This window comes from Actinoplanes sp. NPDC024001 (assembly GCF_040638955.1).
Lineage (GTDB): Bacteria > Actinomycetota > Actinomycetes > Mycobacteriales > Micromonosporaceae > Actinoplanes.
This window is the reverse complement of record NZ_JBEZZB010000058.1, coordinates 1-13,287: the sequence shown is the minus strand read 5'-3', so window position 1 is coordinate 13,287 and position 13,287 is coordinate 1. Positions and strand designations below refer to the sequence as shown.

At 71.4% G+C, this 13,287-nt stretch carries 10 protein-coding genes and 1 pseudogene; 4 read left to right on the top strand and 7 right to left on the bottom strand.

Annotated features, from left to right (window positions below; genetic code table 11):
- Nucleotides 1-2 precede the first annotated feature (2 nt).
- Complete coding sequence (locus AB0F81_RS22930; protein ID WP_360200417.1) at nt 3-2,951, bottom strand: glycine--tRNA ligase; 2,949 nt, start codon at nt 2,949-2,951, stop codon at nt 3-5.
- 45 nt (nt 2,952-2,996) lie between these two features.
- Between AB0F81_RS22930 and AB0F81_RS22925 the strand changes: the two genes are divergently transcribed.
- Nucleotides 2,997-4,139, top strand: coding sequence for an acyl-CoA dehydrogenase family protein (locus AB0F81_RS22925; RefSeq protein ID WP_360200415.1), 1,143 nt, complete (start codon nt 2,997-2,999; stop codon nt 4,137-4,139).
- A gap of 7 nt (nt 4,140-4,146) precedes the next feature.
- Here the strand turns inward: AB0F81_RS22925 and AB0F81_RS22920 are convergent, their stop codons facing one another.
- From AB0F81_RS22920 to AB0F81_RS22905, 4 genes are all read right to left on the bottom strand, one after another.
- On the bottom strand, nt 4,147-4,884 hold the full coding sequence (locus tag AB0F81_RS22920) for a hypothetical protein (RefSeq protein ID WP_360200413.1): 738 nt from the start codon (nt 4,882-4,884) through the stop codon (nt 4,147-4,149).
- A gap of 86 nt (nt 4,885-4,970) precedes the next feature.
- Nucleotides 4,971-6,476 carry a sensor domain-containing diguanylate cyclase gene (locus AB0F81_RS22915; protein ID WP_360200411.1) on the bottom strand — a complete coding sequence of 502 codons (1,506 nt, stop codon included), beginning with the start codon at nt 6,474-6,476 and terminating at the stop codon, nt 4,971-4,973.
- 89 nt (nt 6,477-6,565) lie between these two features.
- Nucleotides 6,566-7,408 (bottom strand): hypothetical protein, encoded by an 843-nt coding sequence (locus tag AB0F81_RS22910; RefSeq protein ID WP_360200409.1) that lies wholly within the window; start codon nt 7,406-7,408, stop codon nt 6,566-6,568.
- Nucleotides 7,405-7,953, bottom strand: coding sequence for an RNA polymerase sigma factor (locus AB0F81_RS22905; protein WP_360200407.1), 549 nt, complete (start codon nt 7,951-7,953; stop codon nt 7,405-7,407). The genes AB0F81_RS22910 and AB0F81_RS22905 overlap by 4 nt, the downstream gene beginning before the upstream one ends.
- A gap of 199 nt (nt 7,954-8,152) precedes the next feature.
- Here AB0F81_RS22905 and AB0F81_RS22900 point away from each other — a divergent pair, with 199 nt between their 5' ends.
- A complete protein-coding gene (locus AB0F81_RS22900; protein ID WP_360200405.1) occupies nt 8,153-9,928 on the top strand; it encodes a glycoside hydrolase family 6 protein in 1,776 nt (591 codons plus the stop codon).
- 89 nt (nt 9,929-10,017) lie between these two features.
- Nucleotides 10,018-10,638 carry a hypothetical protein gene (locus AB0F81_RS22895; protein ID WP_360200403.1) on the top strand — a complete coding sequence of 207 codons (621 nt, stop codon included), beginning with the start codon at nt 10,018-10,020 and terminating at the stop codon, nt 10,636-10,638.
- Here the strand turns inward: AB0F81_RS22895 and AB0F81_RS22890 are convergent.
- On the bottom strand, nt 10,611-11,222 hold the full coding sequence (locus AB0F81_RS22890) for a DUF3455 domain-containing protein (protein ID WP_360200401.1): 612 nt from the start codon (nt 11,220-11,222) through the stop codon (nt 10,611-10,613). The two genes, AB0F81_RS22895 and AB0F81_RS22890, sit on opposite strands and share 28 nt — an antisense overlap.
- Before the next feature lie 100 nt (nt 11,223-11,322).
- The gene (locus AB0F81_RS22885; protein WP_360200399.1) at nt 11,323-12,093 is read right to left on the bottom strand and encodes a hypothetical protein; all 771 of its coding nucleotides are present in this window, start codon (nt 12,091-12,093) and stop codon (nt 11,323-11,325) included.
- Nucleotides 12,094-12,460: 367 nt separating this feature from the next.
- Between AB0F81_RS22885 and AB0F81_RS22880 the strand changes: the two are divergent.
- Nucleotides 12,461-13,287 (top strand): annotated as a pseudogene (locus AB0F81_RS22880) (translation initiation factor III); the annotation flags it as partial.

The window sequence follows — 13,287 nt, the reverse complement described above, 5'->3', positions numbered from 1 at the left end:
GGTCAGAGCCGCAGGTGAGACCAGTCGAGCAGGCCCTCGCCGAGGTCCCGGACGGTGGCGAGCAGACCCAGCCGGGCTGCTCGCAGCGCCGGGTCGTCGGCCATCACGAAGACCTCGTCGAAGAACCGGCCCAGCGGCGCCACCAGGGGAGCGGTCGCGGCGACGAACCCCGGCACGTCGGTGAAGGCCGGCACCCGGCCCACGGCTTCGTGCAACGCCAGCTCGGCCGGCTCCTTCAGGGCCGCCGGGTCGTAGCCGGCCGGGGTGCCCGCCGGCACGATCCGCCGGGCCCGCTGGACCGCCTCGGCCACCGCGCGGAAGCCCGGATCGCTCACCGCGGGCGCCAGCGAGGCGAGCAGCGAGTCGGCGACCGCCGGCCGGGCGGCGTGCGGCAGCACCGCGCGTACCCGGTCGACCGGCTGGCCCTCCTCGACGAGCACCTGCTCCAGGCGCTTGGCGAGGAACTCGCCGCAGGCGTCGACGACCGCGCGGGGGACCGGCACCGGCTGCGACGCGTACGCGAGCGCCTCCACCAGGTCCAGGGAGGCCAGCTCGGGCGTGGCCCGGTGCACCGCGATCAACCCCAGGAAGGCCCGGCGCACCGCGAACGGGTCGCTGGATCCGGTGGGCAGGCCCACGGTGGCGGCCAGGCCGGCGACCAGGTCGAGGCGGTCGGCCAGGGAGAGCAGCGCGCCCGGCACGCTGCGCGGCAGCTCGTCGCCGGTGTTGCGGGGCAGTTCGGCCTCGTAGACCGCCTGCGCCACCGGGCGGTCCTCGCCGGCGTGCAGCGCGTAGTCGCGGGCCATCACCCCGGCCAGGCTGGTCATCTCGGTGACCAGCTGCGAACCCAGGTCGAATTTGATCAGCGACGCGGCGCGTTCCAGGACCGGGGTGCGCAGGCCGAGGCGGTCGGCGATCTCCAGCGCGAGGGCGGCGATCCGGTCGGCCCGTTCGGCCATCGAGCCCAGCTTGTCGGTGAAGGTCAGCCGGGCGAGCCGGGCCCGCATGTCGCCGGGCGTGGTGGCCAGGTCGGCGCGGTAGAAGAAGGCCGCGTCCTCGTACCGGGCGCGCAGCACGGCCTCGTTGCCGGCCCGGACCAGCTCGACGTCGACCGGCCCGTTCGCCACGGTCACGAACATCGGCAGCAGCGCCCCGTCGGCGTCCCGCACCGGCAGGTAGCGCTGATGCTTGCGCATCACCGTGGTCAGCACCGCGTCCGGAAGTGACAGGTAGGCCTCGTCGAACGTCCCGAGCAGCGGCGTCGGCTGTTCCACCAGGTCGGTGATCTGGTCGATGAGGGGCGCCTCGCCCTTCACGTCGATCCGCCCGTCCGGGTAGACCAGGTCCTGCGCGCCGATCACGATCAGCTCGCGACGGTCCTCGGGGTCGGCGACGATGCCGCCCAGGCCGAGCGTCTCCAGGAACGTCTCGGCCGACTCGATCTCGGCGGTGGCGGGTTCGGCGGTGCGCAGCAGCCGGGTCTCGCGGCCGGCGGCCAGCGTGGACACGGTCACCGGCACGACGTCGTCGCCCCAGAGCGCGGTCAGCCAGCGCAGCGGCCGGCTGAAGGCCAGCTTCGGGTCGTTCCACCGCATGTTCTTGGCCGCGCGCAGTCCGGTCACGACCTGCGCGAGCACGGCGGCCAGCACGTCCGGCGCCGCACGGCCGGCTTCGTGCTTCTTCAGCACCACATGGGGTACGCCGCCCAGCTCCTCGTTCGTGACATCGGTGAGAGCGGCGCCCTGACCGCGTACGAAACCCTCCAGCGCCCTGGTGGGGGTGCCGTCCGCACCGTACGCCGCCTGGGTCTTCGGGCCTTTGACCGTGCGCACGTGGTCGTCCTCGCGGGCGGCGACGGCCGGCACGACGGCGATGAGCCGGCGTGGCGTGCCGAAGACGCGCGGCTCGCCGTGCGCGAGCCGGGTGGCCGCCAGGCCCTCGGTGAGCAGGCGGAGCATCTGCTGCCGGGCCGAGCGCAGCTCGGCCGGCGGAAGCTCCTCGGTGCCGATCTCGAAGACCAGGGTGCGTTCCCCGGACGCGGTCTGCGCGGCGCTCGCCGGCCGGGCCGCCGCGAGCGGCTCCACCGTGCCCAGCGGATGGTCCAGTTCGGCGCGGCGGGCCACCCAGAGTTTGGCGACCTCACCGGCGAGGCGGCGCATCCGGGCGAACTCGGCGGCCCGCTCGGCGGTGGAGACGGCGCCCCGCGCGTCCAGCACGTTGAACGCCTGCGAGCACTTCAGCACGTAGCTGTGGGCGGGCACCGGCAGCCCGGCGTCGATCATCCGCTGGGCCTCGGACGCGTAGATCTCCAGGAGCCGCTTGTTCGCCTCGACGTCGGCGTCGTCCAGGTAGTAGCGGGACATCTCGTACTCGGACTGCCCGAACACCTCGCCGTAGCTGACGCCCGGCGCGTACTCGATCTCCTTGAAGTGGGTCTTGTCCTGCAAGGCCATGATGATCCGCTCGATCCCGTAGGTGATCTCCACGCTGACCGGATCGAGGTTCAGGCCGCCCGCCTGCTGGAAGTAGGTGAACTGGGTGATCTCCAGCCCGTCCAGCCAGACCTCCCAGCCCAGGCCCCAGGCGCCGAGCGCGGGGGAGGCCCAGTTGTCCTCCACGAACCGGACGTCGTGTGCGGCGACGTCGATGCCGAGCGCGCGCAGGCTGCCCAGGTAGAGCTCCTGCGGGTTGCCCGGGTCCGGCTTGAGGATGACCTGCAGCTGGGTGTGGGTCTGCAGCCGGTTCGGGTTCTCGCCGTAACGGGAGTCGTCGGGCCGCACCGACGGCTCCACGTAGACGACCTTCCACGGCTCCGGGCCGAGGACCCGCAGGAACGTGGCCGGGTTCAGCGTGCCGGCGCCGACCTCGGTGTTCATCGGCTGGACGACGAGGGCGCCCTGATCCGTCCAATATGTGGTCAACCGGGCCAGTGCGTCCTGCATGGTGAGCATGGGTTCGAAGTCTAGGTGTGGCCCCGCGGGGGTAGGAAACCGAACATGCTTCCCGGAGATCTTTACGCCTTTCAGGACCTTCTTTCGGAGGAAGAGTCCGCGACCGTCCAGCGGGTGCGGGACTTCCTGGCCACCGAGGTCATCCCGATCGCGAACGAACACTGGACCCGCGCCGAGTTCCCGACCCACCTGATCAAACGGTTCGCCGGTCTCGGTCTGGCCGGCGTCGAACGGTCGTCGCTGCTCAACGGCTGGCTGGCCCTGGAGATGGGGCACGCCGACGCGTCGATGGCGACGTTCTACGGGGTGCACGCCGGCCTGGCCATGGGCAGCATCCAGACGTGCGGCTCGCCGGAGCAGCAGGAACGCTGGCTGCCGGCGATGACCGAGTTCGACAAGATCGGGGCGTTCGCGCTGACCGAGCCGACCGGCGGCTCGGACGTGGCGGCCGGGCTGCGCACCACGGCCCGCCGGGAGGGTGACACCTGGGTCCTGAACGGCAGCAAACGCTGGATCGGCAACGCGACCTTCGCCGATCTGATCGTGCTCTGGGCCCGCGACGAGGCGGACGGGCAGGTCAAGGGATTCGTGGTGCCCGGCGACGCGGCCGGCCTGACCGCCACCAAGATCGAGAACAAGATCGCGTTGCGGATCGTGCAGAACGCCGACATCTCGCTGGTCGACGTACGCGTCCCGGAAGCCGACCGGCTGCAGCGGGCGAACTCGTTCAAGGACACCGCGAAGGTGCTGCGCCAGACCCGGGCCGGCGTCGCCTGGCAGGCCGTCGGGGTGATGCTCGCCGCCTACGAGATCGCCCTGCGCTACGCCGGCGAACGCGAGCAGTTCGGCCGGCCGATCGCGAAGTTCCAGCTGGTCCAGGACCTGCTGGTCCGCATGGTCGGCAACGTGACGGCGTCGCTCGGCATGTGCGTGCGGCTCGCCCAGTTGCAGGACACCGGCGTCTACCGGGACGAGCACTCGGCGCTGGCGAAGGCGTACTGCACCACGCGCATGCGCGAGGTGGTCGGCTGGGCGCGCGAACTGCTGGCCGGCAACGGCATCGTCCTGGACTACGACATCGGCCGGTTCGTGGCGGATGCCGAGGCGCTCTACTCCTACGAGGGCACCCGGGAGATCAACTCTCTCATCGTCGGCCGGGCGATCACCGGCCACGGCGCCTTCGTCTAGACAGCGGTCAGATGTAGTTCTTCTGCTCCACCTGCTGGGTGGCGGTGAAGGCCAGGTCGCACGTGGTGTTCTTGCCGGCGGGGCTGTGCCAGCGCAGGTGGAAGTGGCCGGTCCGGACCGGCGGAACCAGGTCGATGTCGGTGGTGGTGGCGCCGGGCGGGAAGTGGCGCCAGCCGGGTGTGCCCGGCTTCGGGACGGAGCCGGGCTCGGCGGTGAAAGCCAGGACGCCGCTGGAATCCGGCTGGGCGCAGGAGCGGCGGAAGGTCAGGCGGACCGGGCCGGGGCCGAGGGTCTGGCCGGGGCCGGTGGCGGCGCAGTCAGGATGGCACTGGACGCGCGTGCCGGACCAGCTGAACAGCTTCCGGTCGGCGGTGCGCGTGGTGTAGACGGCGAGGTAGTCGCTGCCGGAGGCGCGGCCGCGGAGGTGGTTGCCGCGGTAGACGGCCTGGTACTCGCCGGAGGCGCGGGCGGTCAGCGTGGCGCTGAAGGCGCCGGAGGCCGCGGCGGTGGTGGCGCCGATGCGGACGAACGGGTGGGCTTCCTGCTTGCGGAAGTAGAGCTCCACCGGGCCGGCGTTGCCGGTGGCGCCGAAACCGGCGCGGCCCGAGAGGGTGACGCGGGTGCCCTGCTTCACCTCGGCCGCGGCGATGGTGAAGGTCATCGTCACGCGGGCCGGTTCGGCGTGCGCCGGTGCTCCGGCGGCCAGCACGAGGACTGCGGCCGTGAGCAGGGGTGTCGCGCGCATCTCGGGGTCCTTCCGGATCGGGGAATGCGGCCCGAAGCTATCAGCTTCGGACCGTTTCATCCCGATTCGTAACCCTGGGCGGCGCGTCAGGCGCCGGTCAGGCGCACCCCGCCGCCGCCGCGCTTCGCCTGGTACATCGAGGCGTCGGCGTCGCGCATCAGGGCGCTGAACTCGATCGCGTGCGACGGGAACAGGGCCACGCCGATGCTCGCGCCGATCCGGACCTCCTGGCCCTCGATGTCGAACGGCTCGCGCAGCCGCTCGCAGATCCGCTCGCCGGCGCGGACCGCCGCGTGCTCGTCCGGGTCGCCGGTGAGCAGGACCGAGAACTCGTCGCCGCCGAGCCGGGCCACCAGGTCGGGGTGGCGCACGGTGTTCTCCAGGCGCTTGGCCACCAGCTGCAGCAGGACGTCGCCGGCGTGGTGCCCGACGGTGTCGTTGACCTGCTTGAAGCCGTTCAGGTCGAGCAGCAGCAGTGCCACCCGGGTGCCGGTGGCGGCGGCGATATCCACCGCCTGCTCGGCCCGGTCCAGCAGGTGCTTGCGGTTCGGCAGGCCGGTCAGCGAGTCGTGGAACGCCTGGTGGGTCAGCTCGTCGACGTGCACCTGGGCGGCCTGCCGCATCCGCGCGCTGTCCATGATCAGTGCGCCTTCCACGGCGAGCTGCTGGGCGAGGATCCGGTCGCGGGAGCTCCACTCGCGGGTGCCGCCGGAGTCGCCGCACATCATCATCCCGACCGGGCCGGCGCCGGACATCAACGGCATGGCGATGAACGACTGGGTGCCGATGGTCTGCGCGAAACCGCCGGTCCGCAGCTTCGCCGTCGTCACGTCGCCGATCATCACCGGCTCACCGGACTCGGCCGACGCCCGCCAGACGGGGGAGTCGGCGGCCGGCTTGCCGATCAGGTTCTCGGCCAGGGTGTCGCGGATCCGCGCGGGGAAGCCGACGCCGTGCACGTAGCGGATCCGGCCGTCACCGTCGATCAGGTGCAGGGCGGCGTGCTCGGTGCGGAACGCGGTCGCGCAGGACCGGGCCAGCAACTCGGCGGCGGCCTCCACGTTCGCCGTGGCCATGCCCTGCTCGAACAGCTCCCGGATGGTGGCGCTGCTGTGCGCGACGAACTGCCGCTGCTTCTCCGCGGCCAGCCCCTGCAGGGTGGTGGCGAAGTGCAGCGCCATCGTCGAGATGGTGTCCTGGCGCAGGTCGGCCAGCGCCGTGCCGGTCAGCAGCAGGACACCGACGGTCTGCCCGCCGATCCGCAGCCGGATCGCCATCTGCTCGCCGTTGATCACCGGCTTGCCACCGGCCGGGGCGCGGAACACCTTGCCCGCCACCAGCTGGTCCCGCCGGCCGGGTTCACCGAAGCGCGCCGTGGCGGTCATCATGCCGGTCTCCGAGTCCAGCTCGAAGACCGTGGCGGCGGTCAGCCCGGCCACCTCGACCAGGTGCGGCGTGGTCAGGTCGAGCACGTGCTGCACCGACGGGGTGTCCTTGGTCATGAACGCCACCAGCTCTGCCAGCAGCAGCGACTGCCGGTCCGGCGTGATGTCCGCGCCCGGTCCGGTGTGCGTTTCGGTGCCCACACTCATGGCCCTAGAGGTCGGCATCGCGGACCGGCGGTTGAGCCGCGGAAGGACCGGCGGCGGGGGTAAAACGGGTGCGCTACGGGTAGCCGGTCTCAGCCGTTCCAGGGCTCGGCCGGAAGGCAGTCGCGGTCCGGCTCGACCACCCGGGAGTAGATCACTTTCCCGGAGGGGTCGGTGTAGCACCGGCCGGGCACCGACATCGGTTCGAAGAGCGGTTCCCGTTCGATCACCCGGCCGGCCGGGTCGTAGGCGACCAGCTCAGCGCCGGGCTGCACGTCCTCGGTCACGGTGACCAGGCCGAAGGCGCCGTTGGCCAGCCGTGCCTCGGTGCGGTTGCCGGTGCCGTGCTCCAGCACCAGCCGGTGCACCCGGTGGCTGACCCGGCCGGCGGCGAAGACCCACCCGTGCTCGAGCTCCGACGAGGCGACGCTCATCCGCTGCACCGGCCCGGGCAGCCAGTCGTGCTGGCCGCCCCAGCGGTCGTAGCCGTACCCGTGGGAGCCCTCGCGGGACCCGGAGCGGACCTCGTCGCAGGTGAGGTAGCCGTCCTCGGCGAAGAAGACGGCGATCGCCCGGCCGCCGCGCTCGATGGCGACCGCCAGCTCGCCGGTGGCGGCGATCGTGCGCAGCGTTCTCTCGTTCTGCTCGTCGTCGCGGAGGTCGTCGACGCAGTTCTCCACCGTCGCGAGCAAGGACGGGCTCAACTCGGCCCGGCCCATGGCGACGGTGGTGACGCCGGTGTCTGCCGCGTCGCGGGGGAGGAGCTGAACTGCCCCGGCCGCGGCGGCGAGCACGACAGCGGCGGCGAGGGCGAGGCGGGCCCGGCTGATCCGGCGGGCCGGCTCCCGGACGTCTCGCAGCAGGGCGGCGCGCATCCGGGCGGCCTTCTCGGGTGGCAGGTCGCGCTCGGCGGGCGGCTCCAGGTCGATGATCATGATTCCTCCGTGGGCTGGTCTTCGGCGAGCAGGCGGGCGAGGCGGGAACGGGCGCGGCTGACCCGGCTGCGCACGGCGGTCTCGGTGACACCGAGGACGGCGGCGGCCTCCGGATAGGAGACGCCGGACCAGAGGCAGAGCGCGACCGCTTCGCGTTCGGCCAGGGGCAGCCGGCGTACGGCCGTGAGCACCTGCCGCATACGCCGTTCGTCGTCGAGGCGCCCCGCCACGTCATCGGCGGGGTCGGCGACCACCGGGTCGGGACGGGCGCGCAGCAGCCGGTGACGCCACCGGGTGAGCGTGCGCTGCTCGGAGCGGGCCTGGTGGCCGGCCGTGACGAGCAGCCAGGGCAGCGGTGATCCGTCGACCAGGCGCACGTCCGCGCGGCGCCGCCACGCCGTCAGGAAGGTGGCCTGGGTGACGTCCTCGGCCATGGACCAGGAGCCGGTGAGCCGGAACGCGTGGTTGTAGACAGCCCGGGCGTACCGGTCGAAGACGAGGCCGAAGTCGCCGGTCTGCCAGAGGCTGTCGTGCTGGGTCGTCACATCCCACTATGGCCACCGCCGGGCGAGTTGTTGCACCGGTGACGGGTCGTGAACCGGCAGTTGCTCCAGTGTTTCCGGATCATTGCGCTGGGAGCGCTCCCATGTAATGCTGTCCACATCGGCCAACGATCCCCACCGATGTGTTGGCCGCCGTTCCCTCGGCGCGCTCCCGCGCCACCCCCGTCTCGAGGAGTCCTCTATGAGACCCATCCCCACCCGTGCGCGCGCTCTCGCGGCAGCCGCCGCTGTGAGCGTCGTGGCCGGTGGCGGCGCCGTCGCCATGGCCACCAGCGCGAGTGCCGCGGCCGGTTGTCGCGTCAACTACACCGTCAACCAGTGGAACACCGGGTTCACCGGCAACGTCACGGTCACGAACCTCGGCGACGCGATCAGCGGCGGCTGGAACCTGACCTGGACGTGGCCCGGCAACCAGACGATCACCCAGGGCTGGAGCGCGTCGATCAGCCAGTCCGGGCAGAACGTCACCGCCACGAACCCGTCGTGGGCGGCCTCGCTGCCGACCAACGGCACGGCGAACTTCGGCTTCAACGGCAGCTTCTCGGGCACCAACACGGCGCCGGCCTCGTTCACCCTGAACGGCACGGTCTGCACCGGGTCCGTCCCGTCCGGCTCGCCCTCCAGCTCCCCGTCGAGCTCCCCGTCGAGCTCGCCCTCCAGCTCGCCGTCGACGTCCCCGTCGAACCCGACGGACCCGGGCACCCGGGTGGACAACCCGTACGCGGGCTCGAAGGGCTACGTCAACCCGGAGTGGAAGGCCAAGGCCGAGTCGGTCGCCGGTGGTAACCGGGTCTCCAACACTCCGACCGCGGTCTGGATCGACCGGATCGCCGCGATCAACGGCACCACGGGCAGCAGCTCGAACGGCTCGATGGGCGTCCGGGACCACCTGGACGAGGCCCTGGAGCAGGGTGCCGGCTACATCCAGTTCGTGATCTACAACCTGCCCGGCCGCGACTGCGCGGCGCTCGCCTCCAACGGTGAGCTCAAGCCGGACGAGCTGCCCCGCTACAAGACCGAGTACATCGACCCGATCGCCGCGATCCAGGGCGACGCGAAGTACCGGAGCCTGCGGATCATCAACATCGTCGAGATCGACTCGCTGCCGAACCTGGTCACCAACACCTCCGGCCAGCCCGGCGGCACGGCGACCTGCGACACGATGAAGGCGAACGGCGGCTACGTGCAGGGCATCGGTTACGCCCTGCAGAAGCTCGGCGCGCTCGGCAACACCTACAACTACGTGGACGCGGCGCACCACGGCTGGATCGGCTGGGACTCGAACTTCGGCCCGACCGCGGACATCATGCTCGAGGCCGCCCGCGCCTCCGGCAACGTCAAGAACGTGCACGGCTTCATCACCAACACCGCGAACTACTCGGCGCTGCGTGAGCCGTTCGTCCAGCCGACCACCACGGTGAACGGCCAGAGCGTCCGCCAGTCCAAGTGGATCGACTGGAACATGTACACCGACGAGCTGACCTTCGCTCAGGCGTTCCGCAACCGGCTCGTCTCGATCGGCTTCGACTCGGGTATCGGCATGCTGATCGACACCTCCCGCAACGGCTGGGGCGGCTCGGCCCGGCCGACCGCGGCGAGCACCTCGACCGACGTGAACACCTTCGTCAACGAGTCCCGCATCGACCGCCGGATCCACGCCGGCAACTGGTGCAACCAGTCCGGTGCCGGTCTGGGTGAGCGTCCCACCGCGAACCCGGCCTCGGGTATCGACGCCTACGTCTGGGTGAAGCCGCCGGGTGAGTCGGACGGCTCCAGCAAGCTCATCCCGAACAACGAGGGCAAGGGCTTCGACCAGATGTGCGACCCGACGTACACCGGTAACGCCCGTAACGGCAACAGTATGTCCGGCGCACTGCCCGACGCCCCGATCTCGGGCGCCTGGTTCCCCGCGCAGTTCCAGCAGCTGATGCAGAACGCGTACCCGCCGCTCTCCTGATCGGCTGATCCATCCGGCGACCGGCCGGCGCCCCAGTGGCGCCGGCCGGTTGTTGCAATACGAGTGCATCGTTACCTACCGTTGCCGGCATGGCAAAGGCGTGGGGTCTTCTTCGTTTCGTCGTGGTCTACGAGCTGCGGCTGTGGGCCGCGCTGTTCCGCTGGATCCTGCGCCGGCCGATCCCGGTCGAGCCGGGCACCGAGCGCTTCGAGTACGTCGGCGCGGTCAGGATGATCCTGGGCGTCTTCATCGGCGTCTCGGCGCTGGAGATCCCGATCCTGCACCTCATGGTGCCGTGGGAGACCGTGCGGATCGCCCTGCTCGCCATCGGCGTCTACGGCCTGATCTGGATGTTCGGCCTGCTCGCCACCATGCGGGTCTACCCGCACCTGGTCGGCCCGGCCGGCCTGCGCATCCGCAACAGCATCACCCTCGACCTGCTGCTGGAGTGGGACGCGATCGAGTCGATCGAGGTGCGCCGCCGCTCGATGCCGCCGGGCGGGCAGACCCAGCTGGAGGACGGTGTGCTGTCGCTCGGCATGGCCAGCCAGACCAGCATCGACGTGCGGCTGACCGCCCCGCGCGTGGTCCCGGTACGCAAGACCCGTGGCGAGCCGGTCAGCGTGATCCGCTTCCACGCCGACGACCCGGAAGCCCTGGTGGCGGCCGCCCGGGCCCGGACTCAGCCCTTGGCGGTGAAGAACCGGTAGACCGCGCGGTAGGGCACCGCGGTGGTGGCGTTCGCCGCGCACGCCCCGGCTGGGGCGACGCCGCCGACGGTGTCCAGCCGCTGGATGTAGGTGACCTTGCCGAACACCCCGTCACCCCGGGTGGTCCTCGCGGTGATCCGCAGCTGCGGGATGCTGTCCGGGTGGTCCGACGGCTCCCGCAGCACACCCTCCGGGCTGCCCTCCACCAGCGAGCCGTCCTGGTCCGACTGCCAGCTCGGGCCCCGGAAGTGCAGGGCGGTCACCTTCTTCACCGGGTGCAGCGTGACGCCGGTCAGTGAGGCGGCCGGCTCGAGCAGCGACCACGCGCCCTCGCGGCAGGCGTAGACCTGCACGCCGCGGGCCTTGAGCACCGCGTGCAGCACGTTGCCGGCCGGCGGCGCGAGCGATTTCGGAACCTTCGGCGAGGCGCCGGCGGCGGTGGTGTCCGCCTGGGCGGCGCCGGCCTGCGCGGGCCGGGACTCGGCGGGCTCGCGGTCGGTTCCGGCGAACGAGACGCCGGCCGGCACCGCGACCGCGAGCAGTGCCAGAGCGCCGACGGCGCCCGGGATCGACAACCTGGTCACTGAGTCCTCCCCCTGTGGACGGTGACGCGGGTCTTCACCGTACGGGCCGCAGCGCCCGGGGAGGTTTGTCGAGTCGGGAAATCACCCGCGGGATACGAAGTTACCGGGGCGCACCGGGCATCGTGTAGAACCCGGTCGGCAGGGCCTGCGCGCGGCGGCGGGCCGCCCGCGCCCGGGCCCGCAGCCGGGCCAGCAGGATCACGCCGAGGAAGACGAACACCCCGCCGACGATCAGGCCCGGTCCGAGCAGTGACGACTCCTGCGAGGCGAGCGCGCCGGGCACCGGGCCGTCGGACTCCGGCGCGGCGGGTGGCGCCGCCTGGTCCTTCTCGTCCTCCTCTTCCTCGGCGGCGGAGGGCGCCGGTTCCGGTGCGGCTTGCCGGCCGCCGTCGACCTCGGCCGCCGCGCCGCCCGTGCTGAGCAGCCGGTCCCGTACGTCGAAGGCCTGCGCCTCGAACTGGATCTCGCCGCCGTCCGGGCCGTCGAACTCGATCTGCCAGCGCCCGGTCACGGTCCGCCCGCGGCAGAGCAGCCCCGGGTCGAGGGCCTCGTCGACGAACCGGACGGAATCGCCCTCGGTGAGGGTGCGGAACCGGAAGTCCGGGTCGTCCTCGATCCGGCTGACCCGCAACTGGTCCGCGTCGATGCCGCCGTGCACCAGCAGCGACCAGCGGACCTTGCGGCACTGCCGGTTCTGCGAGGTGACCACCGCGGTGACCGTCTGGCCGGCCTCGCCGACGGTGAACTCGTCCGGTGCCTGCACGCTGACGCTGAACCCCGGCTCGTCGGCGGCTGCCGGCGTTGCCGCGAGCGTGTTCATCGTCGCGCCGGCCAGCACCGCTGTGGTCAGTACGGTGACCCGGTGACGCATGACGACCCCCTTCCGCCGATTCCCCCGTACTGGATAGTTCGCCTGCGGGCCCGGAATGGTTCACCCGGTGCTCCGCGTCACTCGGGCGTGCCGGATTAAATCTTCCTTAGGAACGCACACCCTCCGTTGTTGTCGCTGGTCAGCGCGTATGTGCGGAAAGTAGCCAGCTGGCTACGCAAAAAGTTTCGACGGTGTTCATCCGAAGCCCCGCCCGCCACGTAATCCGGGGAGGACAAGGACCGGGGCAAGGCAGGGGAAAGCAAGGCCTCGGGTCGGGTCCGCAAGAGCTTGAGCGCGGGGTGTCCCCCACGGACACCGGCGTCCCACCGCCCACCGGGACGTGACCGCACCAAGGAACGAGGAGTCAATGGCCCGGTCGAAGAACAACCAGCGAGCCGCCGCCCCGCGGGTGGCCGTCGATGTCGCATCCACCGGTACGCGTTCGGTGTCGAAAATCGAGGTGACACTGCTCGTCATCAGCGTCCTGGCGGCGGTATGGGCCGTCTCGATGATGACCCGGCCCGGCCGTATCGGGTACGCCTACTTCTTCAGCTACATCGAGTTCTACATGGGTGTCATCAGCCTGGTGTCACTCTCGATCACCATCATGGTCGGCCTGGTCGCCACCGACCGTCTCGTGCTCAGCATCCGCCAGCGTGTCCTGCTGCAGTCCAGCCACCGCACCACCGGCGTGATCGCGGTGAGCGCCCTGTTCCTGCACGTCTGGACGAAGTACGCCGAGGAGCACATCCGCTTCATCGACATCGTCGTCCCGTTCCTGCTGCCCGGGTTTAACCGGGTCTACGTCGGCCTCGGCACCGTCGCCGGCTGGGTGATGGTGCTGGTCATGTGGACCGGTATCGCCCGTTCCCGGTTCATCGGCCGGGGCAAGCCGTGGATGTGGCGGGGGATTCACGCGATCTCGTACCTGATGTGGCCGATCGCCCTGATGCACGGCCTGTCGGCGGGCCGTCCGGCCGCCACCTGGGTGACTGTCAGTTACATCCTGTGCGTGCTGGCCGTCCTGGTCGGTCTCGCCGTGCGGCTCTCGGTCAGCCTGAACCGCAGGAAGGACTTCTCCTCCGCGGCCGGCGCCGCCGGCGCCGTCAAGGAGGTCGGCAAGCTGGTGCCCACCGCCTCGCCGGCGCCGTTGCGGCGCCCCGGCCGCCGCGGTGAGCCCGCGGTGGACCTGCT